Origin of the sequence: Sphingomonas silueang, assembly GCF_040049155.1 — a bacterium.
GTDB classification, from domain to species: domain Bacteria; phylum Pseudomonadota; class Alphaproteobacteria; order Sphingomonadales; family Sphingomonadaceae; genus Sphingomonas; species Sphingomonas silueang.
This window is the reverse complement of the sequence record NZ_JBDZDK010000003.1, coordinates 214097-235644: the sequence shown is the minus strand read 5'-3', so window position 1 is coordinate 235644 and position 21548 is coordinate 214097. Positions and strand designations below refer to the sequence as shown.

The window sequence follows — 21548 nt, the reverse complement described above, 5'->3', positions numbered from 1 at the left end:
CCTTCTCGACAAGCTCGAACCTAACGGGGTTGTTCCAACGTTATCGTATCGCCCACCGCGATCTCGCCGCCCTCGATCACCTGCGCCAGCGCGCCGCCGCGCCAGTCGGGGGTGAGCGCGGCGCGAAGCCCTTCGGCGATCGTCTCCATGCGGCTGCACGGATCGCATTCCTTGGTGATTTCCAGCAGCACCGCGCCCACGCGCACCCGCGCGCCGACGGTCTGCGGCAGGTCGAACCCCTCGACCAGCAGGTTGGCACGGCGTTCCCACCACGGCAGGTCGTGGCCGATCAGCGTCATCGCCTGTGCCCAGTCGCCGACTTCCATCAGCGACACCTGCCGCTTGTTGCGGCCGGGTTTCAGGCTGCCGCGGAAATCGCCGTCCAGCCCGCCCTCGCGCGTCACCCGGACCGACGAGACCAGCTCGATCGGCCCGCGCGAGAAGGCGTGGCGGGCGATGCCCTTCAGGATACCGCCCGCCATCGCAGGTCAGCCCAGCTTGGCCATCGCGGTCGCGGTGTCGACCATGCGGTTCGAGAAGCCCCATTCATTGTCGTACCACGACACGACGCGCACCAGCTTGCCGTCGAGCACGGCGGTCTCGAGGCTGTCGACCGTCGACGACGCCGGGGTGTGGACGATGTCCGCCGACACCAGCGGATCGGTCGAATATTCCAGCACGCCCTTCAGCGCGCCCTCGGCGGCGTCCTTGAGCAGCTGGTTGACCTCTTCCCTGGTCGTGTCGCGCTTCGGCGTGAAGGTCAGGTCGACGAGGCTGCCGGTGGGCACCGGCACGCGCACCGCCGAACCGTCGAGCTTGCCCTTCAGTTCGGGCAGCACTTCGCCGACCGCGCGGGCGGCACCGGTGGTCGTCGGGATGATCGACAGCGCGGCGGCGCGCGCACGGCGCAGGTCCGGGTGGATCTGGTCGAGGATCTTCTGGTCGTTGGTATAGGCGTGGACCGTGGTCATCAGCCCGCGCTCGATGCCGATGGCGTCGTTCAGCACCTTGGCGACGGGCGCGAGGCAGTTGGTGGTGCACGATGCGTTCGACACGATCGTGTGGCCCGCCTCCAGCTTGTCGTGGTTCACGCCGTAGACGACGGTCAGGTCGACGTTCTTGCCCGGCGCCGAGATCAGCACGCGGCGCGCGCCCGCGTCGATATGCTTCTGGCACGAGGTGCGGTCGGTGAAGAAGCCGGTGCATTCGAGCACCAGTTCGACGCCCAGTTCGCCGTGCGGCAGGTTGGCCGGATCCCGCTCGGCGGTCACGCGGATGCGCTTGCCGTCGACGACCAGGTCGTCGCCCTCGGCCGACACCGCGCCCGGATACTTGCCGTGGATCGAATCGCGGCTGAACAGCCATGCGTTCGACTTGGCGTCGGCCAGGTCGTTGATCGCCACCAGCTCGAGCCCGCTCTCGGGACGCTCGAGGATCGCGCGCGCCACCAGACGGCCGATACGCCCGAACCCGTTGATCGCTACCTTCGTCATAACCCTAAGTCTCCCTTAGTTCCCGAGCCGCGCCAGCACTTTCGGAGCGATGGCGTCGGCGGTGAGGCCGAAATAGTCGTAGAGCTTGTCCGCCGGGGCCGACGCGCCGAACCGGTCGATGCCGAAGCGCAGGCCGTCGACCATCGTATAGCGTTCCCAGCCGATGGTCGTCCCCGCCTCGATCGAGACGCGCAGGATGTCGTCGGGGCGGGCGTGCGGGAGCACGTCCTCGCGGTACGCGGCGTCCTGCACGTCGAAGCGCGACCAGCAGGGCATCGACACCACGTCGGTACCGACCCCGGCGGCTTCGAGCTTCGCCGCGACGGCGAGGGCGATCTCGACCTCCGAACCGCTGGCGATCAGGATCACCCGGCGCGCACCTTCCGCCGCCTTGAGGCGATAGCCGCCGCGCGCGCTGCGGTTCTCCGATGCGTCGGTGCGCACCTGCGGCAGGTTCTGCCGCGACAGTGCCAGCAGCGACGGTCCGTCGCGGCGCTGCACCGCCAGTTCCCAGCATTCCGCCGTCTCGACCGCATCCGCAGGGCGATAGACGTCGAGGCCCGGGATCAGGCGCAGGCTCATGACGTGCTCGATCGGCTGGTGCGTCGGGCCGTCCTCGCCCAGCCCGATCGAATCGTGGGTCATCACATAGACGACGCCCGCATTCTGCAGCGCCGACAGCCGGATCGCGGGGCGGGCATAGTCGGCGAAGACAAGGAAGGTGCCGCCATAGGGCAGCACGCCGCCGTGCAGCGCCATGCCGTTCATCGCCGCCGCCATGCCGAACTCGCGGATGCCGTAATGGACGTAGCGGCCCGAATAATCGTCGGCGGTCAGCGGCTGGAGCGCCCTGGTCTGGGTGTTGTTCGACGGCGTCAGGTCGGCCGATCCGCCGATCGTCTCGGGCAGCGATGCGTTGATCGCTTCGAGCGCCAGCGACGAGGCGACGCGGGTGGCGATCTTCTTCGGTTCGGCGATCAGGCCAGCGACATGGTCCTTCAGCGACCAGCCCTCGGGCAGGCGATTGGCCATGCGGCGCTCGAACTCGGCGCGATCCGAATGGCTTGCCAGCCGTTCGTTCCATGCGGCATGAAGGTCGCGCCCCTGCGCGCCGATCGCCTTCCACGCATCGGTCAGCGCGTCGGGCAGATGGAAGGGTTCATGTTCCCACAGCAAGGCGGCGCGGGTCGCGAGGATCTCTTCCGACCCCAGCGGCGACCCATGGACCTTGTGGCTCCCGCCCTTGTTCGGCGCGCCCTTGCCGATGACGGTGCGGCAGCGGACCAGCGACGGGCGCGGATCGGCGGCGGCTTCCGCCAGCGCACGCTCGATATCGGCGAAGTCGTGGCCGTCGCACGCGACGACGTGCCATCCGGTCGCGGCATAGCGCGCGCTCACGTCCTCGCTGGTCGACAGGTCGGTCGATCCGTCGATGGTGATGCGGTTGTCGTCCCACAACACGTTCAGCCGCCCGAGCTTCAGATGCCCGGCAAGGCCGATCGCCTCGTGGTTGATGCCCTCCATCAGGCAGCCGTCGCCCGCGATCACCCAGGTGCGGTGATCGACGAGGTCGTCGCCGAACACGGTGTTCAGATGCCGTTCGGCAGTAGCCATGCCGACCGCCATCGCCAGCCCCTGCCCCAGCGGGCCGGTGGTGCATTCGACACCGGGCAGCTCGAAATTTTCGGGGTGTCCCGCGCACGGGCTGCCGAGCTGGCGGAACGACGCGATGTCCTTCAGCGACGGCTTGGCATGGCCGGTCAGGTGCAGCAGCGCGTAGATCAGCATCGACCCGTGCCCCGCCGACAGGACGAAACGGTCGCGATCGGCCCAATGGGGATCGGCAGGATCGAACTTCAGGAACTTCGACCACAGCACGGTCGCGACATCGGCCATGCCCATCGGCATGCCGGGGTGCCCCGAATTGGCGGCCTCCACGGCGTCCATCGAGAGGACGCGGATGGCGTTGGCGAGTTCGAGCTGGGAAATGGTCACGCGCACTCCTGTTGGGCGCCGGAAGACAGAGGTTCGCGCGAGCCTTTGGAACCGCCGCGACGATCCGTCAACCGCCAACGCGCACTCTTGTTTAACATGTTAATCAAACCTAGATGGACAGCATGAGCGAAGGGCCCCAGGCTGCCGCGATCGAGCGGATCGAGCGTGCGCTGGCGCGCATCGAACGCGCGGGACAGGTGCGTGCCTTCGCCACCCATGCGCTCGGCCGTCGCCACGGCGTGCTCAAGGCGCGGATGGAGGAAGCGATCCATGCGCTCGACGCGCTGATCGCGCAGGAAGAGGCGGATCGCTGATGGCGCAACTGACGCTGACCATCGCGGGCCGCCCGCATCTGGTCGCCTGCCGCGACGGCGAGGAGGCGGCGTTGCGCGGATTGGGCGCGATGCTGGAACGACACGCCGCCGCCGCGCAGCGCGCATCGGGCGGATCGTCGGAGCGGACCTTGCTCTACATCGCGCTGATGCTGGCCGACCAACTGGCCGAACGCGAGGCCAACCCGGCGGCGGGCCTGCCGCCCGCGCTGCTCGAACGAATCGCCGAGCGGCTCGAGGCGGTGGCGGCGACGCTGGAGGAACCGGTCGGCGACGACTGAGCATCGCCGACCGGCCATTGTCCCGCGCGCTTCCCGGTCCTATATGGGGATCGGCGGGTACTGCCCGGTGCGAGCCTTGAACTATCCCTGAGGCTATTCCTTCATCCATGGGGGTTGTCCCTGCGCAGATCCTGGTCTGACGTACATGATCCCCACCTGACGTACTGTGCGTCGGTGGATACTCCGGCAAACGGCCCATGGTGGTCCCGCCACCCCATGCTGCCATGATCGACAAGCGCGTGCTGCGGGCACGGCTGCGCGCGGCGCGCGATGCGTTCGTCGCGGGCGGTCCGCCCGCGATCCTGCCGCCGCAGCTGTTCCTCGAGGCGCTGCGCCCCGGCGTAGCGGTGGCGAGCTATGTTCCGCTCGGCAGCGAGGCCGATCCGGCGGCGTTCGATGCGGTAGTGCGGCGCGCGGGTGGCCTGCTTGCCCTGCCCCGGGTGATCGACCGCGCATCGCCGATCGATTTCCGCGATGCCGCCGCGCCGCTGGAGGCCGGGCCGTTCGGCCTGACGCAGCCGGGGGCGACGGCAACGGCAGTCGATCCCGATATCATCCTCACCCCGCTGGTCGGGTTCGATTCGCGCTGCAACCGGCTGGGCCAGGGTGCGGGCCATTACGACCGGGCGTTCGCCCGCTGGCCCGATGCGCTACGGATCGGTATCGCATGGTCGGTGCAACGGGTGGCAGCGCTGCCGGTCGATCCATGGGACGTGCCGCTGCACCTGATAGCGACCGAAACCGACACATGGATACCGGAACCGAATCGATGAACGAACCGAGTTGGCGCAAGCCGGTGGGCGTGCTGGCGATCCTCGCCATGCTGACGCTGTGGGCGGTCGCCGTCGCGATGCTGTCGACGACGGTCGGCGGCTGGCACTGGGCGGTGCAGCTCGGCTTCTATCTGGTCGCCGGGATCGCATGGCTGTGGGTGCTGCCGATGCGGGCGATGCTGCGCTGGATGGAGACCGGTCGCTGGCGGTAGGCGCCGCTTTCCATCACGGAAAGTGGCGCGAGTGACGGGGCTCGAACCCGCGACCTCCGGCGTGACAGGCCGGCGCTCTAACCAACTGAGCTACACCCGCTCTCTAGCGAGGAGGCGGGCTTTAGAAGCGCCGTTCCGGCGTGTCAACGACAGGGTGCAAGAAAGTTTCTGCATCGCCGGACGACACGCGCGAGGCGTCGCTGCGGCAGGGATGGAAGGAGGAAAATCCGCGAGGGCCACCGCGTCCGACGACGCGCTGTGGCGCGAGTGACGGGGCTCGAACCCGCGACCTCCGGCGTGACAGGCCGGCGCTCTAACCAACTGAGCTACACCCGCTCTCTAGCGAGGAGGCGGCCTTTAAGGGGCGGTCGGGGGGCTGTCAACGCCCGCGTTGCCGCCCGCTGCATTTCTTGGGACCGGCACGTCCTGGATCAACGTGCCGTGCTCGAACAGGAAGCCCGCGATGTCGGGCTTCCCCGCGCCCTTCAGCACCGTCTGGATGATGATGAGCAGCGGCACCGCCAGCAGCGCGCCGGGCGTGCCCCACACCCAGCCCCAGAAGCTGAGCGTAATGAGGATCATCAGCGGATTGATCGTCAGGCGGTGGCCGACGACCAGCGGGGTGATGACGTTCGCCTCCACCAGATGTGCGCCGATCATGATCGCAGCGGGCAGCAGCGCGTACCAGATGTCGGTGAAGGTCATCAGCCCGCCCAGCGCCAGCAGCAGCGCGGCGAAGATCGGTCCCAGATAGGGCACATAGTTCAGCAGCGCGACGATCCCGCCCCACATCAGCGGCGTCGGCATGCCGATGTACCAGAGCGCGGCGGCGACCAGCGCGCCGAGCATCAAGTTGATGAAGGTGATCGTGCCGAGATAGGCCGAGGTATCGTCGACGACGTTCTGGATCACCCGCGCGGTCGCCATCGCGCCGCCGAAGCTGGACCGCTTGGTGATCGCCGCCCGGCGCAGGTCGCTCCACCCGGCGAGGAAGAAATAGATGACGAGGATCGCGAAGAACATCTCGAGCAGCGCCGAGGGTGCCGAGGTGGTGACGAGATCGAGCAGCGACTGCGGCGGGGCGACGCTGGTCGTCGTCTGGCGCGCGGGCGCGCTGGCTACTCCGGCGAGCAGGCCGTTCACGAACTTCTCGAGGCTCGCGTAGAAATCGATCAGCGGCGCGACATTGTGCTGCACCCGGTCGATCCGTTCGGGCAATATCTGCGCCCAGCCCCATGCCGGGACCACGATCGAGGCGAGCGCCCCGTTGGCGACGATCAGGAACAGCAGCACGCAGAAAAACGCGGCGAGTGGGGCGGGCACCCGGTGCCGCTCCTGCCATTCGAGCAGCGGCACCAGCGCGATGGCGATCACGATCGCGGCGGTCAGCGGCAGGAAGAAGCGTGCCCCCGCCTGCAACGCGAACGGCAGCGCCAGCACCAGCCCGACGCCCGCGATCAGCGTGAGCGAGGCGAGCAGCCGGTCGCGGCGCAATTCCTCCGGGCTGGCGTCGTCGGCGCGGGGGGCGGGTTCGGGCGGGGGCTGCACGGGATCGACCATGGACGAATCCCTAGCCGGTCGCCGCGGCGCACGCCATCCACCGGGTTCGAATCGCGAACATTCCGGGGCGGAATTGCGCCTGCCCCCATCAGCCGATATGCGCGTCGCCCCGGCCAGGCCGTGCCGGGTGCCGATGCGAGCCTGTCCGTGACGCCTTCCTCCTCTCCGCTGCGACCGCTGGTCGACGATCTCGCGCGGCTGGCGGCGATCGACCGGCGCCGCGCGCTGCTGCCGATCCGGGGGCGGGACTTCGCGTCGAACGATTATCTGGGGCTGGCGGGCGCGCCGGTGCTGGCGCAGGCCGCGACCGACGCGATCGCGCGCGGCGTGCCCGTCGGCGCGGGCGGATCGCGGCTGCTGCGCGGCAACCATGCCGAGCACGAGGCGCTGGAGGCGGAAGCGGCGGCGTTGTTCGGCAGCGAATCGGCATTGTGGTTCTCCAGCGGGTTCGCGGCCAATGCCGCCCTGCTGGCGACGCTGCCGCAGCGGGGCGACCTGATCGTGCATGACGCGCTGGTCCATGCCAGCGCCCACGACGGGATGCGGCTCGCCCGCGCACCGGCAACGGCGGCGGCGCATAACGATGCGCAGGGCTTCGACGATGCGATCGCCCGGTGGCGGGCGGCGGGCGGCAAGGGCACGCCGTGGATCGCGGTCGAGAGCCTCTACAGCATGGACGGCGACCGTGCGCCGCTTCCGGAACTGGCGCAGGTCGCGGCGCGGCACGACGCGGTGCTGCTGATCGACGAGGCGCATGCGACCGGCGTGTTCGGGCCGCAGGGACGCGGGCTGGCCGCCGCACTGGAGGGGCAGCCGAACGTCGTGACGCTGCGCACCTGCGGCAAGGCGCTGGGGTGCGAGGGCGCGCTGGTGTGCGGTCCGGCGGTCGTGCGCGACTTCCTCGTCAACCGCGCGCGCGGGTTCATCTTCTCGACCGCACCCTCCCCGCTGATGGCGGCGGCGGTACGGGCGGCCTTGCGGGTGCTGGCGGACGAACCGGAGCGGCAGGCGGCGCTGCATGCGCTGATGGCGGAGGCGGAAGCGCTGCTCGCGCCGCCGGGGGTCCGGGCGACGGGATCGCAGATCCTGCCGCTGATCGTCGGCGGGGACGGCGCGGCGATGCGGCTCGCTTCGGGGTTGCAGGCGCGGGGCTTCGACGTGCGCGGCATCCGCCCGCCGACCGTCCCGCCCGGCACCGCACGGCTGCGCATATCGCTGACGCTGAACGTCACACGCGACGATGTGGCGGCGCTGGCCGAGGCACTGGGGGAATTGTCGTGAGCGCGATCGTCGTCACCGGAACCGATACCGACGTCGGCAAGACGGTGTTCGCCGCCGCGCTGACCGGCGCACTGGGCGCCCGCTATTGGAAGCCGGTGCAGGCGGGGACCGACGACGGCACCGACCGGATGCGCGTCGCACGGCTGGCGCGTATCGCCGACGATCGGCTGCTGCCCGAAGCCTATGCCCTCGCCACCCCCTGTTCCCCGCACCGGGCGGCGGAACTGGACGGGGTGACGATCGATCCCGACCGGCTGGCGCTCCCCGCGACCGACGGGGCGCTGGTGGTCGAGGGGGCGGGCGGCGTGCTGGTGCCGATCGTCGGCGGCTTCACCTATGGCGACCTGTTCGCCCGCTGGGCGGTGCCGGTGGTGCTGGTCGCGCGCACCGCGCTGGGCACGATCAACCACAGCCTGCTCTCGATCGAAGCGCTGCGGGCGCGCGGGTTGCCGATCCGCGGCGTCGCCTTCGTCGGCGATGCGGTGCCCGACAGCGAGGCGACGATCGTGCGGCTGGGCAAGGTGCGGCGGCTGGGACGCCTCCCCCGGCTCGACCCGCTGACGCCGGAAGCGCTGGCCGCCGCTTTTGCCGCGAACTTCGACGTGGACGACTTCCGGTGAGCGGCTCGCCGATCTGGCATCCCTTCACGCAGCACGGCCTGGGCGAGCCGATCCCGCATATCGTGCGCGGCGACGGGGCGGCGCTGTGGACCGACGACGGGCGGCGGATCGTCGATGCGATCTCGTCATGGTGGGTGACGACGCATGGCCACAACCACCCGCGCATCGCCGCCGCGATCGCCGATCAGGCGCAGCGGCTGGACCAGATCATCTTCGCCGGATGGACCCACGAACCCGCCGAGACGCTGGCAACCGAACTGCGCGCCATCCTGCCGGACGCGCTGACGCGGGTGTTCTTTTCGGACTCGGGATCGACCAGCGTCGAGGTCGCGCTCAAGATGGCGCTCGGCTACTGGCGCAACCGGGGCGAGGATCGGCACCGCATCGTCGTGATGGAGCACGGCTATCACGGCGACACGATCGGCGCGATGTCGGTCGGCGCGCGGGGCGTCTTCAACCGCGCCTATGCCCCGCTGCTGTTCGACGTGGAAAGCATCCCCTTCCCCGCCGCCGGGTCGGAGCAGCCATGCTATGATGCGCTCGAAGCCGCATGCCAGGCGGGCGCGGCGGCGTTCATCGTCGAACCGCTGGTGCTGGGCGCGGGAGGCATGGCGATGTATCCGCCGCCGGTCCTTGCCGAACTGGCGCGCATCTGCCGCCGCCACGACGTGCTGTTCATCGCCGACGAGGTGATGACCGGATGGGGCCGCACCGGCACGCTGACCGCGTGCGAGCAGGCGGACGTGGTGCCCGACCTCATGTGCCTGTCCAAGGGGCTGACCGGCGGCGCGATCCCGCTGGCGGTGACGATGGCGAGCGAGGCGGTCTATCAGGCGCATTACGGGCCTGACCGGGCGACGATGTTCTTCCATTCGTCGAGCTACACCGCCAACCCGATCGCCTGCGCCGCCGCCTGCGCCAACCTCGCCATCTGGCGCGAGGAGCCGGTGCGCGAGCGGATCGCCACGCTCGCGCAGCGACAGGCGGCGCGGCTGGCGGCGCTCTCCGCGCATCCGAAGGTCGCGAACCCCCGGCAATGCGGGACGATCGCCGCGTTCGATCTGGGCGGGCCGGAGGGCTATCTGTCGGCGCGTGCGCCGCGCCTGCTCGCGCGGTTCCGGGACGCCGGGGTGCTGCTGCGGCCGCTGGGCTCGACGCTCTATGTCATGCCGCCCTATTGCATCGACGATGCCGATCTCGACGCGATCTACGCCGCGCTGGGTGCGGCGTGCGACGACGCCTGATCGACCGCCGCCACCAGCATCGAGAGCGCCTCCTCCAGCGCGGCCACCCGCACCGCCCCGCGCCCGATGTCGCCGAAATGGCACTCGCGCGTCGTCTCCGCGCCGTTCCGGATCGCACAGGCGAAGTGGACGAGGCCGGGTTCGTCGCCCGGCGCGCCCGGCCCGGCGAAGCCGGTGACGGACAGCGCGATATCGGCATCCGACCCGCGCAGCGCGCCGCGCGCCATCGCGACCGCGACGTTGCGGCTCACCGCGCCGCAATCGTCGAGCATGTCGCGCTCGACGCCCAACAACTCACATTTCGCGCCCTCGCTATAGACCACGAACCCGCGGTCGAAGGCATGCGACGCCCCCTCGACATCGGTCAGCAGCGCAGCGAGCATGCCGCCGGTACAGCTTTCGGCGGTGACGAACGACAGGTCGCGCGCGCAGGCCGTCTCGAGCAGATCGGCGGCCTTGCGCTCGATCGCGTCAGGCAGCGCGGGGGAGAGCGTCTCGGTCATTGCGCGGCCTTGGCGCGGCGCGTCTCCCACCCCTTTTTGGCGGCGGCGGAACGGTCGGCGGCGGAGCGGTTCGCCGCCGCCTTGCCGCCGCGCCGTGCCGAGGCATGGGTTTCGGGATGGCCACGGCCCGAGCCGGACTTGTTGCCGCCGCCCGAATCCTTGTTGACGGTCGCCCAGGCGCGGGCTTCGGCTTCCTTCTCGGGAAGCCCACGCGCCTCATAGCTTTCCTCGATATGCTGCGCCTTGCGCTTCTGCTTGTCGGTATAGCTGCTCTTGTCGCCGCGTGGCATGATGGCCTCCGTTCTAGCTGCGAAGCCTATAACAAACAGCAGCTTACACCGGTTTCATGCGCTCAGGATCGATCGGTATAACCCATGATAGGCCTCGGCCATCGCCTCGACCGAGAAGCGTTCGGCGACGCGCGCGCGGCACGCTGCGCGGTCGATCGCGCCCACCTGCCCGATCGCGGCGATCGCCTCGTCCAGCGTATCGACGAGGAAGCCGTTGACGCCGTCCTCGATCAGTTCGGGCATCGATCCGCGGTTGTAGGCGATGACCGGCGTACCGCACGCCATCGCCTCGATCACCGACAGGCCGAAGGGTTCGTCGAAGCCGATCAGATGGAGCAGCGCGCGTGCCTGCCCCAGCATGTCGGTGCGCCGCTTGCCGCCGACCGCGCCGTGATAGACGACCGACGTACCATCGATGTGCGGCTCGACCTCGTCACGCCAGTAGCGGTCATCCTGCACGATCCCGGCAAGGTGCAGCCGCCTGCCTGCCGCCTTTGCCGCCGCGATCGCGTCCGCCGCGCCCTTGTCCGGGTGCATCCGCCCGAAGAACAGCAGGTCGTCGCTGCCGGTGGCATCGAACGGAAAGTCGCCCAGCGGAATGCCGTGATGGATCGTCGCGGCATAGCGCAGCGACGGGTGCCGGTCGGCATCGCTGATCGCGACATAGTGCACCCGGTCCTGATAGGGCTGGTACATCGGCAGGATACGGTCGGACGAGAAGCCGTGGATCGTCGTCACCATCGGCGTGTCGACCAGCCCGGAAAAGGCGTGCGCAGGAAAATCGGCCTGGTTGTGGATCAGGTCGAACTCGCCCGCCCGCTCGAAGACATGCGCGAGATGGGCGAACTCCCACACTTTCGCATCGATCGCCGGGTCTTCGCTGTACGGCGCGGGGACCACGCCCGCCAGCGTCGCGCTGGTCACGCTGTCCTGCGTGGCGAACAGCGTCACGTCCAGCCCGCGCGCGACCAGCGCCTCGGTGAGCAGGCTGGTGACGAGTTCCCACGGGCCATAGTGGCGCGGCGGCGTGCGCCACGCGATCGGGGCGAGCATGGCGATGCGCATCAGGAAACTTTCAGGATCAGCCCCTCGGCGGGGCGGAGGTGCAGCGGATCGGCGGGGCCGTCCGGGCGGGTCGAAAGCACGGGATCACCTTCGACGGCTGCGGTCGCATCGCCGAGGTTCAGCGCGACATGATAGCGCGCGGTCCCGTCGCTGCGGACGTACTGCAGCACGTCCCCCTCGGCCCGCACGTCCTCGATCGTGCCGGTCGCCAGCGCGGGCGTCGCGCGGCGCAGCGCCAGCAGACGGCGGTAGAAGCCGAGCATCGACGCCGGATCGCTCGCCTGGTCCATGACGTTCAGCGGCAGGTGCGCGGGATCGATCGGCAGCCACGGCTCGCCGGTGGTGAAGCCGCCGTCCGCAGTCCACGGCAGCGGCGTGCGCACTGGGTCACGCCCCAGTCCCAGCCCCGGCTCGCGCAACTCACGCGGGTCCTGCACCCGGTCGGCGGGCACCTGCGCGTCGGGCAGGCCCAGTTCGTCGCCCTGATACAGCGTCGGCGTGCCGCGCAGCGTCAGCAGCAGCATCGCCGCGACCCGCGCCTGTGCCGCCCCGACCCGCGTCGCGATGCGCGGGCGGTCGTGATTGCCGAGCACCCAGTTGGGCCAGCCGCCCGGCGGCAGCGCGGCTTCATACTCGACGATCCGCGCGGCCAGTTCTGCCGCGTCCCATCTCGCCTCGATCAGCTGGAAATTGAACGGCAGGTGGACGCCGGGCGCGTCGTCCTGCCCGTAATAGGTCATCAGCCTCGGCACCGGCAGATAGATTTCGCCGATCAGCACCGCGCCATATTCGTCGGCCTGCGCGCGCATCGCGGCGGCGATCGCATGCACTTCGGGCTGGTCGGTGGAATGGAGCTGGAGCACGCGGTGCATCTCGCCCATGCCCTCGCGATAGTCGGGGTTGGGCGGATTGTCGGGGAAACCGGCGTGCTTGACCATGTGCCACAGCACGTCGATGCGGAACCCGTCGACGCCGCGCTCGAACCAGAAGCGCATCGCCGCGAGCATCGCGGCCTGCACCTCCGGATTGCGCCAGTTCAGGTCGGGCTGTTCGGGCAGGAAGGCGCGCGAATAATATTGGCCGGTGGCGGCATCGAACGTCCATGCCGGGCCGCCGAAATCGCTGATCCAGTTGTTGGGCGGTCCGCCGTCCGGCGCGGGATCGCGCCAGATGTACCAGTCGCGCTTCGGGTTATCGCGCGACGACCGGCTCTCGACGAACCACGGATGCCGGTCCGAACTATGGTTCGGCACGAAGTCGAGCAGCACCCGCAACCCGCGCGCATGCGCCTTCGCCAGCAGCGCATCGAAATCGGCGAGGGTGCCGAAGCGCGGGTCGATGCCGGTATAGTCCGCCACGTCATAGCCGAAATCCGCCATCGGCGACGGAAAGATCGGCGAGATCCAGATCGCATCCACGCCCAGTTCGACCAGATAGTCGATCCGGTCGGCGATCCCCGCCAGATCGCCGATCCCGTCGCCGTTCGCATCGGCGAACGAGCGCGGATAGATCTGATAGACGGTGGCGGATTCCCACCATGGTTGCGCGGATGAAACGATCGTCACCCGGGCGATAAGCGTCGGACGGGCAAAGGGTTCCGCCCTACCGCTCGAACTCCATGATGACCGCATCGACCGCAAGGCTGTCGCCGGGTTGGTGCGCGATCTTCGCGACCGTACCGGGGCGTTCGGCGCGCAGGATATTCTCCATCTTCATGGCTTCCACCACCGCGAGCGGCTGGCCCGCCTCCACCCGATCCCCTTCGGCCACCTCGACGCGGGTGAGCAGCCCCGGCATCGGGCACAGCAGGAAGCGCGACAGGTCGGGCGGCACCTTTACCAGCATGTGGCGGGTGAGGTCGGCGACATGCGGCGGCAGGACGGTGACGTCATGCGCCTTGCCCCGCGTGGTCAGTCGCCAGCCGGTGATGGTGCGCGCGATGCGGACGGTCAGCGGTGCACCGTCGATCCGCGCGGTGACGGTCCGGTCGGCAGGGCGCCAGTGCATCACGACGTCGAGCGGCGGGGCATCGTCGATGTTGACCGACATGCCTTTCGAATGACCGTCGACGGAAAGGGCGAAGCGCTGCCCGCCGATCGTGACGACCCGTTCGGTCGATCCCGCGATGCGCGCGCCCAGTTGCCCGTCGATCCGGCCGGCGCGGTGCGTCCGCTCCAGATCGGCGACTACCGCGATCGCCGCCAGACGGCGCAGCAGCGCGCCGTCGGCGGGCGCACCGTGGAACCCTTCGGGATATTCCTCGGCAATGAAGCCGGTGGTCAGCGCACCCGAGCGAAAGCGCGGATGCTGCATGATGGCGGAGAGGAAATCGATGTTGTTGCCCACGCCCGCAACCTCGAACGCATCGAGCGCGGCGATCTGCGCATCGATCGCCGCCGCGCGCGTCGGGGCCCAGGTGATGAGCTTGGCGATCATCGGGTCGTAGAACATGCTGACCTCGCCGCCCTCGGTCACGCCGTCGTCGACGCGGACGATCGGCGTATCCTGACCGGCAAGGGGTAGCGGCACCGCCTGCGGATGCCCGCGTCCACGATGCTGCGCATGGCCCCCCTCCCCGTGCCGGGGAGGATGGTAGCGGACCAGCCGCCCGGTGCTGGGCAGGAAGCCGCGATAGGGGTCTTCGGCATAGACGCGGTTCTCCACCGCCCAGCCGTTCAGCGTCACCTGATCCTGCGTGAAGCCGAGCGGTTCGCCCGCCGCCACGCGCAGCATCTGTTCGACCAGATCGAGGCCGGTGATCATCTCGGTGACGGGATGCTCGACCTGCAACCGGGTGTTCATCTCGAGGAAGTAGAAGCCCCGCCCCGTCGTATCCGCGCCCGAGACGATCAGTTCCACCGTACCGGCGGAGAAATAGCCGACCGCGCGGGCAAGGGCCACCGCCTGCTCGCCCATCGCCCGGCGCATCTCGGGCGTGACGAAGGGCGACGGCGCTTCCTCGACCACCTTCTGGTGGCGGCGCTGGATCGAGCATTCGCGCTCGCCGAGATAGACGATGTTGCCGTGCCGGTCGCCCAGCACCTGGATTTCGATATGGCGCGGGCTTTCGATGAACTTCTCGATGAACACGCGGTCGTCGCCGAAGCTCGCCAGCCCTTCGCGCTTGGTCGCCTCGAACCCCTCGCGGACGTCCTGTTCGCTCCACGCTAGGCGCATGCCCTTGCCGCCGCCGCCCGCCGACGCCTTCATCATCACCGGATAACCGATGTCGGTGGCGATCCGCACCGCCTCCTCTGTATCGGCGATCTCGCCCAGATAGCCGGGCACGACGTTCACCCCGGCGGCCTGCGCCAGCTTCTTCGATTCGATCTTGTCGCCCATCGCGGCGATGGCTTGCGGCGGCGGCCCGACGAAGGTGATGCCCGCATCGGCACAGGCACGCGCGAAACTCTCGCGCTCCGACAGGAAGCCGTAACCGGGGTGGATGCAGTCCGCGCCGGTCGCCTTCGCCGCAGCCAGGATCAGTTCGGGGTCGAGATAGCTCTGCGCGGCGGGCGCGGGGCCGAGCCGCACGCTCTCCTCGGCCATCAGGACGTGCGGCGCGCGCGCATCGGCATCGGAATAGACCGCGACCGTCGCGATCCCCATGCGCTTCGCCGTCCGCATTACCCGGCAGGCGATCTCCCCGCGATTGGCGACCAGTATCTTCTTGAACACGTCCACTCTCCTCGTCCGCCCCGTTTGCCGGGGTCAGGCGTTCAATTTCGGCGCAACTCGCGCAGCTGCTGCGCCCGGTCGTTCGTCATGCGCTCCATGCAGGAGAAGCGGGCCAGCGGTTGCGCCGAGCCGCCGCCGTAGATCCCGCCTTCGAGCACGCAGTGCGTATCGCGCAGTTTCAACCACGCACGCTGGCTTTCCAGTGCCGCCGCCGCATAGCCGAACCCGCCGCCGTGCGGCTTGTCGCGGGCGTCGCGCGCCTTCATCGCGGCATAGGTCGCGCGCCACTCGCGGGTCATCGCAGCATCGGCGGCCTGCCAGCCTTGCTGCGCGCAGCGGTTCATCAGCGCCTGCGTCGGTGCCTTGCCGCAATTGCCGCCGACGGCATCGGCCAGCAGCAGCAGGCTCAGCAGCATGACGACTTCCGCATCGGCTCCTCCGCGACCATCGGCACCATCCCCAGTTTCGCGAGCAGCGCCGCATCGGCATCGTCGCCCGCATTGCCGGTGGTCAGCAGCCTGTCGCCGGTGAAGATCGAGTTCGCGCCCGCCATGAAGCACAGCGCCTGCGTCGCATCACCCATGCTCTCGCGACCCGCGGACAGGCGCACCATGCTCAGCGGCATGGTGATCCGCGCGACGGCGACCGTGCGGACGAACTCGATATCGTCGATCTTCGCCAGCGGCGTGTCGGCCAGCATGTTGCCGAGCACCGTGCCCTTGACCGGGACCAGCGCGTTGACCGGCACGCTTTCGGGATGGCGCGGCAACGTGGCGAGCGCATGGACGAAACCGACGCGATCGGCGCGTGTCTCGCCCAGCCCGACGATCCCGCCGCTGCACACGTTGATCCCGGCTGCCCGGACATGCGCCAGCGTATCCAGCCGGTCCTCGAAGCTGCGGGTCGAGATGATGTTCGCGTAGTTTTCCGGCGAGGTGTCGATATTGTGGTTGTAGTAATCGAGGCCCGCCGCCGCCAGCCGCTGCGCCTGATCGGGCGTCAGCATGCCCAGTGTCATGCAGGTTTCCATGCCCATCGCGCGGACGCCCTCGACCATCGCGATCACCGCGGCCATGTCGCGGTCCTTGGGGTTGCGCCATGCCGCGCCCATGCAGAAACGCTGCGATCCCGCCGCCTTTGCCTCGGCGGCGGCGGTCAGGACCGCCTGTACCTCCATCAGCTTCTCGGCCTTGAGCTTCGTATCGGCGCTGGCCGACTGCGAGCAATAGCCGCAATCCTCGGGACAGCCGCCGGTCTTGATCGACAGCAAGGTGCACAGCTGGACCTGCCCGACGGCGTGGTGCGCGCGGTGGACGGTCTGCGCGCGGTACATCAGTTCATCGAACGGCAGGTCGAACAGGTCGGCGATCTCGGCGCGGGTCCAGTTGTGCCGAACCTGTTCGGCACACCCCCGCGCAGGCGGGGGCCCAGCGCCAATAGCGTCGCGCTCGCTGCCCTGGGCCCCCGCCTGCGCGGGGGTACGTCCGTCCGTCGGGGCAACCGGAGCAGTCATCACGTTCATTCCACAGTCTCTCCCACCGGCGGCAGGTTGTGGCCGAGCAGCCGCAACACCTCCGCCGCCGCATGGACCAGGTTGGTGCCCGGTCCGAAAATCGCCGCCACCCCGGCCTCACGGAGCAGCGCATAGTCCTGCGGCGGGATCACGCCGCCCGCCACCACCCGGATATCCGCCCGGCCCGCATCCGCCAACCGGGTGATGAGTTCGGGGATCAGCGTATTGTGCCCGGCGGCAAGGCTCGACGCGCCGACCACATCGACGCCTTCCGCAATCGCGAGGTCGGCGGTTTCCTGCGGCGTCTGGAACAAGGGGCCGGACACGATCTCGAACCCCAGGTCGGCAAAGGCGCTGGCGACGACGTTCGCGCCGCGGTCATGCCCGTCCTGCCCCATCTTGGCGACCAGCATCCGCGGCTTGCGGCCCAGCCGCCGCTCGACCGCCGCGACGCCCTCGCCCGCGCGCGCCCAGCCGTCGTCGTCCGCATGGGCGGGGCCGTAGATGCCCTTGACCGGCGTCACCGCCACCGCATGCCGCCCGAAGGCGACCTCCATCGCCGCCGACATCTCGCCCAGCGTACAGCGCGCCCGTGCCGCCGCGACGCACAGCGCCAGCAGGTTGGCATCGCCCGCCGCCCCGTCCCGCAACGCACCCAGCGCAGCCTGCGCCGCGCCTTCGTCGCGTGCCGCCTTCACTGCCTCGATCCGGCGGATCTGGTCGGCGCGGACCTTGGCATTGTCGATCGAGAGGATGTCGATCGGGGTCTCTTCCGCCAGCCGGTATTTGTTGACCCCGACGATCACGTCCTCGGCGCGGTCGATCCGCGCCTGCCGCGCGGCGGCGGCGCGTTCGATATGCTCCTTGGGCAGCCCCTTGTTCACGGCATCGATCATGCCGCCCGCCGCCTCGACCTCCTCGATCAGCGCCCATGCCTTGTCGGCCAGTTCCGTGGTCAGCGCCTCGACATAATAGCTGCCGCCCAGCGGATCGGCGACATGGGTCATGCCGGTCTCTTCCTGCAGGATCAGCTGCGTGTTGCGTGCGATCCGCGCGGAGAAATCGGTCGGCAGCGCCACCGCCTCGTCGAGGCTGTTGGTGTGCAGCGACTGGGTGCCGCCGAAGGTCGCCGCCATCGCTTCGATGGTGGTGCGGATGACGTTGTTGTACGGGTCCTGCTCGGTGAGCGAGACGCCGCTCGTCTGGCAATGGGTGCGCAGCATCTGGCTGCGTGGGCTACCGCCGAAATCGGCGATGATCCGGCTCCACAGCGTCCGCGCCGCGCGCAGCTTGGCGATCTCCATGAAGAAGTTCATGCCGATGCCGAAGAAGAACGACAGACGGCCCGCGAACGCATCGATGTCCAGCCCGCGCGCCATCGCCGCGCGGACATAGGCCATGCCGTCGGCCAGGGTGAACGCCAGTTCCTGCACCGCGGTCGCCCCCGCCTCGTGCATGTGATAGCCGCTGATCGAGATGCTGTTGAACCGCGGCATGTGCTCGGCGGTATAGGCGATGATGTCCGACACGATCCGCATCGATGGTTCGGGCGGATAGATGTACGTGTTGCGGACCATGAACTCCTTGAGGATGTCGTTCTGGATCGTGCCCGACAGCAGGTCCGGCGACACCCCCTGTTCCTCCGCCGCAACGATGTAGAAGGCGAGGCAGGGCAGCACCGCGCCGTTCATCGTCATGCTGACCGACATGGTGTCGAGCGGGATGCCGTCGAACAGGATCTTCATGTCGTCGATCGTGTCGATCGCGACCCCGGCCTTGCCCACGTCCCCGGCCACGCGCGGATGGTCGCTGTCGTAACCGCGATGGGTGGCGAGATCGAACGCGACCGACAGCCCCTTCTGCCCCGCCGCCAGATTGCGGCGGTAGAAGGCGTTCGATTCCTCGGCGGTGGAGAAGCCCGCATATTGCCGGATCGTCCATGGCCGCCCGGCGTACATCGTCGCCTTCACCCCGCGCGTGAACGGCGCGAAGCCGGGCAGGCCGGGATCGGGCGCATCGGCGGCGGTGTAGAGCGGCTTGACCGTGATCCCCTCGGGCGTGGTCCAGGCTAGGTCCGCGCCCTTCACCTCGCGCGCGGCGAGCTTCTGCCAGTCGTCGATCGTCGGGCCGGTCATGATGCAGTTCCTTGGGCCATGCGGGCCGTGAAGTCGAGCCGTGCCATTCACCGCCCCTCGAACCGGGGGGAACGCCTGGCGAGAAAGGCGGTCGCGCCCTCCACCGCATCGGCGGTGGCACGGGCGGTCGCCTGCGCCTCCGCCTCGCGCGCCATCGCGGTCGGATAGTCGCTGTCGAACGCATGGGTCAGGTTGCGTCGGGCAAGCCCCAGCGCCACGGTCGGCCCCGCCGCCAGCCGCTGCGCCAATGCCAGCGCCTCGGCATCGAGCGCCTCGTCGGGCACGACCGCATGGATCATGCCCCAGTCGAGTGCGGTCGCGGCATCGATCCGCTCGCCCAGCAGCATCATCCGCGCGGCCCGCGCCCGCCCGATCAGGCGCGGCAGCATCCAGCTCGCGCCGCCGTCGGGGACGAGGCCGATGTTGACGAACGCCTGGAGGAAATAGGCGCTGTCCGACGCGACGCAGAAATCGGCGGCGAGCGCGAGGCTGCACCCGATCCCCGCCGCGGGCCCACGCACCGCGCTGACCACCGGCACGTCGAGATCGGCGATCGCCTGCAACGTCGGATGATAGTGATCGGTCAGCGCCGCGCGGGTCGCCGCCGGGCCGTCGACGGCTCCGGCGAAGGCGGCGATGTCCGCCCCGGAACAAAAGGCCCGCCCCGCCGCGTCGATCAGCACCGCGCGTGCATTCCCGCGATCGGCCAGGGCCGCGCGGATCGCATCGAACAGCGCCGGCGGCGCGGCGTTCAGTCGTTCGGGCCGGTCGAGCGTGATGCGCAGCACGTCACCCACGCGCGCCACCCGCAGTTGATCGCCCATCGAATCGCTCTCCCGTATCATTTGTTACGGTTTTGCGGAAAGGCGTCGGCGATTGCCAGCATTAACGTGCCGCGACGCTGTGGCTGCGTCGCGGCACGGGGTCGGCCTACCAGAAGATGTCGTATTCCACGTCGACCACCCGGCCGGTGCGGATGTCGACCAGCAGCGCGTCGTTGTAGTACCGCACCCAGCGATACGGGCCGTATGCCTCAGGCAGGCGATAGTAGAAGGGATCGTTGATCCAGTAATTCTGCCCGAACAGGAACGAATTGAGCGTCACGCCGATGCCGAACCGGCGATAGCCGTATCCCCAGCCCTGCGGCGCGTAATAGCGCGGCAGGCGATAGAGGTTGCGGTTGTTGTTGCGGTATCCGTTCCAGTCGTAGCGGCGGTCGCGGCGCCAGTCGCGGTTCCACTGGCCGCGATCGCTCCACTGGCGGCGGTCGTTCCAGTCGCCCCGATAGCGCCCGTTGTCGCGCCAGTCGTTGTCGCTGCGGTTCCAGTCGCCCCGGTTGCGATCGTCCTGCCGCCGCCACTGGTCGCGCTGCCATTCGCGGCGCTGGCGGTCGCGCTGCGCGTCGTCCTGACGGAAGCGGCCCTGCTGCCATTCGCGGCGCAGCTGGTCGCGATCGATCTGGCCGCGCGCGTCGCGCGGCGGGTCGCGGCGGTCGTTGAAGTCGGGGCGCGGGGCGTCGGGGCGCGGGGCGTCGGGGCGCGGACCTTCGGGGCGCGGACGCTGCCACTCGCCCCGGTCGGGGCGCGGCTGATCGGGGCGCTGCCAGTTGCCGCGGTCCGCACCGCGATCGGGCCGGGGCTGGTCGGGACGCTGCCAGCCGCCGCGATCGCCACGCTCGCCACGGTCCCCGCCGCGCGGCGCTTCGCCACGGGGTTGCGGCGCGTCGACCCGCACACCCGCGTCGAATTCGGCGCGCGCGGCAGGACGCTCGCCGCCCATCCGCTCGATGCGCTCGCGCATGCGCGGCCCGCGCGCCTCGGGTTCGGCCTGCGCCATCGCAGTCGCCGGGATCAGCGTCGTCGCGGTCAGCAACGCCAGCAGGAAACGCTTCGTCATGTCAGCCCTCCATCCGCGTGGCATATGCCTCCGCGTCGATGACACGCTTCTGCACTACATGCGATCAATCGTTGCTGAATGGCGATGACAGGAGATTGAAAGAATATGGTACGCAGGAACCTAAGGCCGGGGCGGGGCAAGCGCAGGCACCTCGCGCGCGGCCTCCGCCGGATCGATGCCGGGCTGCGGCGGCGGATCGAGCGTGGCATCGCCCCGCCCGGCGGCGGCGGCGCGGCGGACCGCATCGATCAGCCGGGGATAGATGCCGCAGCGGCACAGATGGTCGAGCGCGGCGGCGATCTCGGCCTCACCCGGATCGCGGTTGGTCCGCAGCAGCGCGGCGGCGGCCATGACGAAGCCCGGCACGCAATAGCCGCACTGCACCACCTGCGCCGCGAGGAACGCCGCCTGCACCGGATGGCTGCGATCGCGTGACAACCCCTCGATCGTGGTGACGAACGTGCCTTCGAGGCTGCCGATACTGACCTGGCACGACTTGACCGCACGCCCGTCGACATCGACGACGCACGCCCCGCAATGCCCGGTGCCGCAGCCATATTTGGTCCCGGTCAGGTTCGACACGTCACGCAGCGCCCACAGCAGCGGCGTTTCGGGATCGATCCGGTACTCGACCGGATTGTTGTTGACGGTCAGGCGGCTCATCGCCGCGCCTTGTA

At 69.4% G+C, this 21548-nt stretch carries 22 protein-coding genes and 2 tRNA genes; 7 read left to right on the top strand and 17 right to left on the bottom strand.

Annotated features, from left to right (window positions below):
- Positions 1-20: 20 nt before the first annotated feature.
- The 3 genes from ABLE43_RS04865 to tkt are packed head-to-tail and all read right to left on the bottom strand — an operon-like array spanning position 21 to position 3488.
- The gene (locus ABLE43_RS04865) at positions 21-482 is read right to left on the bottom strand and encodes an MOSC domain-containing protein (protein WP_348977353.1); all 462 of its coding nucleotides are present in this window, start codon (positions 480-482) and stop codon (positions 21-23) included.
- 6 nt (positions 483-488) lie between these two features.
- On the bottom strand, positions 489-1493 hold the full coding sequence (gap, locus tag ABLE43_RS04860; RefSeq protein WP_348977352.1) for a type I glyceraldehyde-3-phosphate dehydrogenase: 1005 nt from the start codon (positions 1491-1493) through the stop codon (positions 489-491).
- Between the two features lie 15 nt (positions 1494-1508).
- Positions 1509-3488 (bottom strand): transketolase, encoded by a 1980-nt coding sequence (gene tkt, locus ABLE43_RS04855; RefSeq protein WP_348977351.1) that lies wholly within the window; start codon positions 3486-3488, stop codon positions 1509-1511.
- A 122-nt stretch (positions 3489-3610) separates the two neighbouring features.
- On the opposite strand from tkt, the gene ABLE43_RS04850 reads away from it, so the two are divergent.
- From ABLE43_RS04850 to ABLE43_RS04835, 4 genes are all read left to right on the top strand, one after another.
- Positions 3611-3802, top strand: coding sequence for a hypothetical protein (locus tag ABLE43_RS04850; RefSeq protein WP_348977350.1), 192 nt, complete (start codon positions 3611-3613; stop codon positions 3800-3802).
- A complete protein-coding gene (locus ABLE43_RS04845) occupies positions 3802-4101 on the top strand; it encodes a cell division protein ZapA (protein WP_348977349.1) in 300 nt (99 codons plus the stop codon). The genes ABLE43_RS04850 and ABLE43_RS04845 overlap by 1 nt, the downstream gene beginning before the upstream one ends.
- Positions 4102-4325: 224 nt before the next feature.
- Positions 4326-4874, top strand: coding sequence for a 5-formyltetrahydrofolate cyclo-ligase (locus ABLE43_RS04840; RefSeq protein WP_348977348.1), 549 nt, complete (start codon positions 4326-4328; stop codon positions 4872-4874).
- Positions 4871-5086, top strand: coding sequence for a DUF2842 domain-containing protein (locus ABLE43_RS04835; protein ID WP_348977347.1), 216 nt, complete (start codon positions 4871-4873; stop codon positions 5084-5086). The genes ABLE43_RS04840 and ABLE43_RS04835 overlap by 4 nt, the downstream gene beginning before the upstream one ends.
- Positions 5087-5109: 23 nt before the next feature.
- On the opposite strand, the gene ABLE43_RS04830 is transcribed toward ABLE43_RS04835, so the two are convergent.
- From ABLE43_RS04830 to ABLE43_RS04820, 3 genes are all read right to left on the bottom strand, one after another.
- Positions 5110-5186, bottom strand: a tRNA-Asp gene (locus ABLE43_RS04830).
- 159 nt (positions 5187-5345) lie between these two features.
- A tRNA-Asp gene (locus ABLE43_RS04825) sits at positions 5346-5422 on the bottom strand.
- Positions 5423-5443: 21 nt separating this feature from the next.
- Entirely contained in the window at positions 5444-6646 is a 1203-nt protein-coding gene (locus ABLE43_RS04820; protein ID WP_348977346.1) for an AI-2E family transporter, read from the bottom strand.
- A 147-nt stretch (positions 6647-6793) separates the two neighbouring features.
- On the opposite strand from ABLE43_RS04820, the gene ABLE43_RS04815 reads away from it, so the two are divergent.
- From ABLE43_RS04815 to ABLE43_RS04805, 3 genes are read left to right on the top strand one after another with little or no spacing between them, the layout of a single operon-like run.
- Positions 6794-7927, top strand: coding sequence for an 8-amino-7-oxononanoate synthase (locus ABLE43_RS04815; RefSeq protein WP_348977345.1), 1134 nt, complete (start codon positions 6794-6796; stop codon positions 7925-7927).
- The gene (bioD, locus tag ABLE43_RS04810) at positions 7918-8547 is read left to right on the top strand and encodes a dethiobiotin synthase (RefSeq protein WP_425475229.1); all 630 of its coding nucleotides are present in this window, start codon (positions 7918-7920) and stop codon (positions 8545-8547) included. Before ABLE43_RS04815 ends, bioD begins: the two co-directional genes overlap by 10 nt.
- Positions 8544-9791 carry an adenosylmethionine--8-amino-7-oxononanoate transaminase gene (locus ABLE43_RS04805; RefSeq protein ID WP_348977343.1) on the top strand — a complete coding sequence of 416 codons (1248 nt, stop codon included), beginning with the start codon at positions 8544-8546 and terminating at the stop codon, positions 9789-9791. The genes bioD and ABLE43_RS04805 overlap by 4 nt, the downstream gene beginning before the upstream one ends.
- Here the strand turns inward: ABLE43_RS04805 and ABLE43_RS04800 are convergent.
- The 11 genes from ABLE43_RS04800 to ABLE43_RS04750 all read right to left on the bottom strand — a co-directional run bounded on the left by ABLE43_RS04800 (position 9755) and on the right by ABLE43_RS04750 (position 21534).
- Entirely contained in the window at positions 9755-10294 is a 540-nt protein-coding gene (locus tag ABLE43_RS04800; RefSeq protein WP_348977342.1) for a CinA family protein, read from the bottom strand. The genes ABLE43_RS04805 and ABLE43_RS04800 overlap by 37 nt on opposite strands.
- Positions 10291-10584, bottom strand: a complete 294-nt coding sequence (locus tag ABLE43_RS04795; protein WP_348977341.1) for a plasmid stabilization protein — start codon at positions 10582-10584, stop codon at positions 10291-10293. Before ABLE43_RS04795 ends, ABLE43_RS04800 begins: the two co-directional genes overlap by 4 nt.
- A 54-nt stretch (positions 10585-10638) precedes the next feature.
- Positions 10639-11649 carry a glycosyltransferase family 4 protein gene (locus ABLE43_RS04790; RefSeq protein WP_348977340.1) on the bottom strand — a complete coding sequence of 337 codons (1011 nt, stop codon included), beginning with the start codon at positions 11647-11649 and terminating at the stop codon, positions 10639-10641.
- On the bottom strand, positions 11649-13280 hold the full coding sequence (locus ABLE43_RS04785; protein ID WP_425475226.1) for an alpha-amylase family glycosyl hydrolase: 1632 nt from the start codon (positions 13278-13280) through the stop codon (positions 11649-11651). The genes ABLE43_RS04790 and ABLE43_RS04785 overlap by 1 nt, the downstream gene beginning before the upstream one ends.
- The gene (locus tag ABLE43_RS04780) at positions 13252-15327 is read right to left on the bottom strand and encodes an ATP-binding protein (protein WP_348977338.1); all 2076 of its coding nucleotides are present in this window, start codon (positions 15325-15327) and stop codon (positions 13252-13254) included. Before ABLE43_RS04780 ends, ABLE43_RS04785 begins: the two co-directional genes overlap by 29 nt.
- A 41-nt stretch (positions 15328-15368) precedes the next feature.
- The gene (locus ABLE43_RS04775; RefSeq protein WP_348977337.1) at positions 15369-15743 is read right to left on the bottom strand and encodes a lysozyme inhibitor LprI family protein; all 375 of its coding nucleotides are present in this window, start codon (positions 15741-15743) and stop codon (positions 15369-15371) included.
- Positions 15734-16840, bottom strand: a complete 1107-nt coding sequence (bioB, locus tag ABLE43_RS04770; RefSeq protein ID WP_348977336.1) for a biotin synthase BioB — start codon at positions 16838-16840, stop codon at positions 15734-15736. The genes ABLE43_RS04775 and bioB overlap by 10 nt, the downstream gene beginning before the upstream one ends.
- 5 nt (positions 16841-16845) lie before the next feature.
- The gene (gene scpA, locus ABLE43_RS04765; RefSeq protein ID WP_348977335.1) at positions 16846-18975 is read right to left on the bottom strand and encodes a methylmalonyl-CoA mutase; all 2130 of its coding nucleotides are present in this window, start codon (positions 18973-18975) and stop codon (positions 16846-16848) included.
- Between the two features lie 47 nt (positions 18976-19022).
- Positions 19023-19799 carry an enoyl-CoA hydratase-related protein gene (locus ABLE43_RS04760; protein ID WP_348977334.1) on the bottom strand — a complete coding sequence of 259 codons (777 nt, stop codon included), beginning with the start codon at positions 19797-19799 and terminating at the stop codon, positions 19023-19025.
- Positions 19800-19905: 106 nt separating this feature from the next.
- Positions 19906-20871, bottom strand: a complete 966-nt coding sequence (locus tag ABLE43_RS04755; protein ID WP_348977333.1) for an RcnB family protein — start codon at positions 20869-20871, stop codon at positions 19906-19908.
- Between the two features lie 120 nt (positions 20872-20991).
- Positions 20992-21534, bottom strand: a complete 543-nt coding sequence (locus ABLE43_RS04750) for a (2Fe-2S)-binding protein (protein WP_348977332.1) — start codon at positions 21532-21534, stop codon at positions 20992-20994.
- Between the last annotated feature and the right edge of the window lie 14 nt (positions 21535-21548).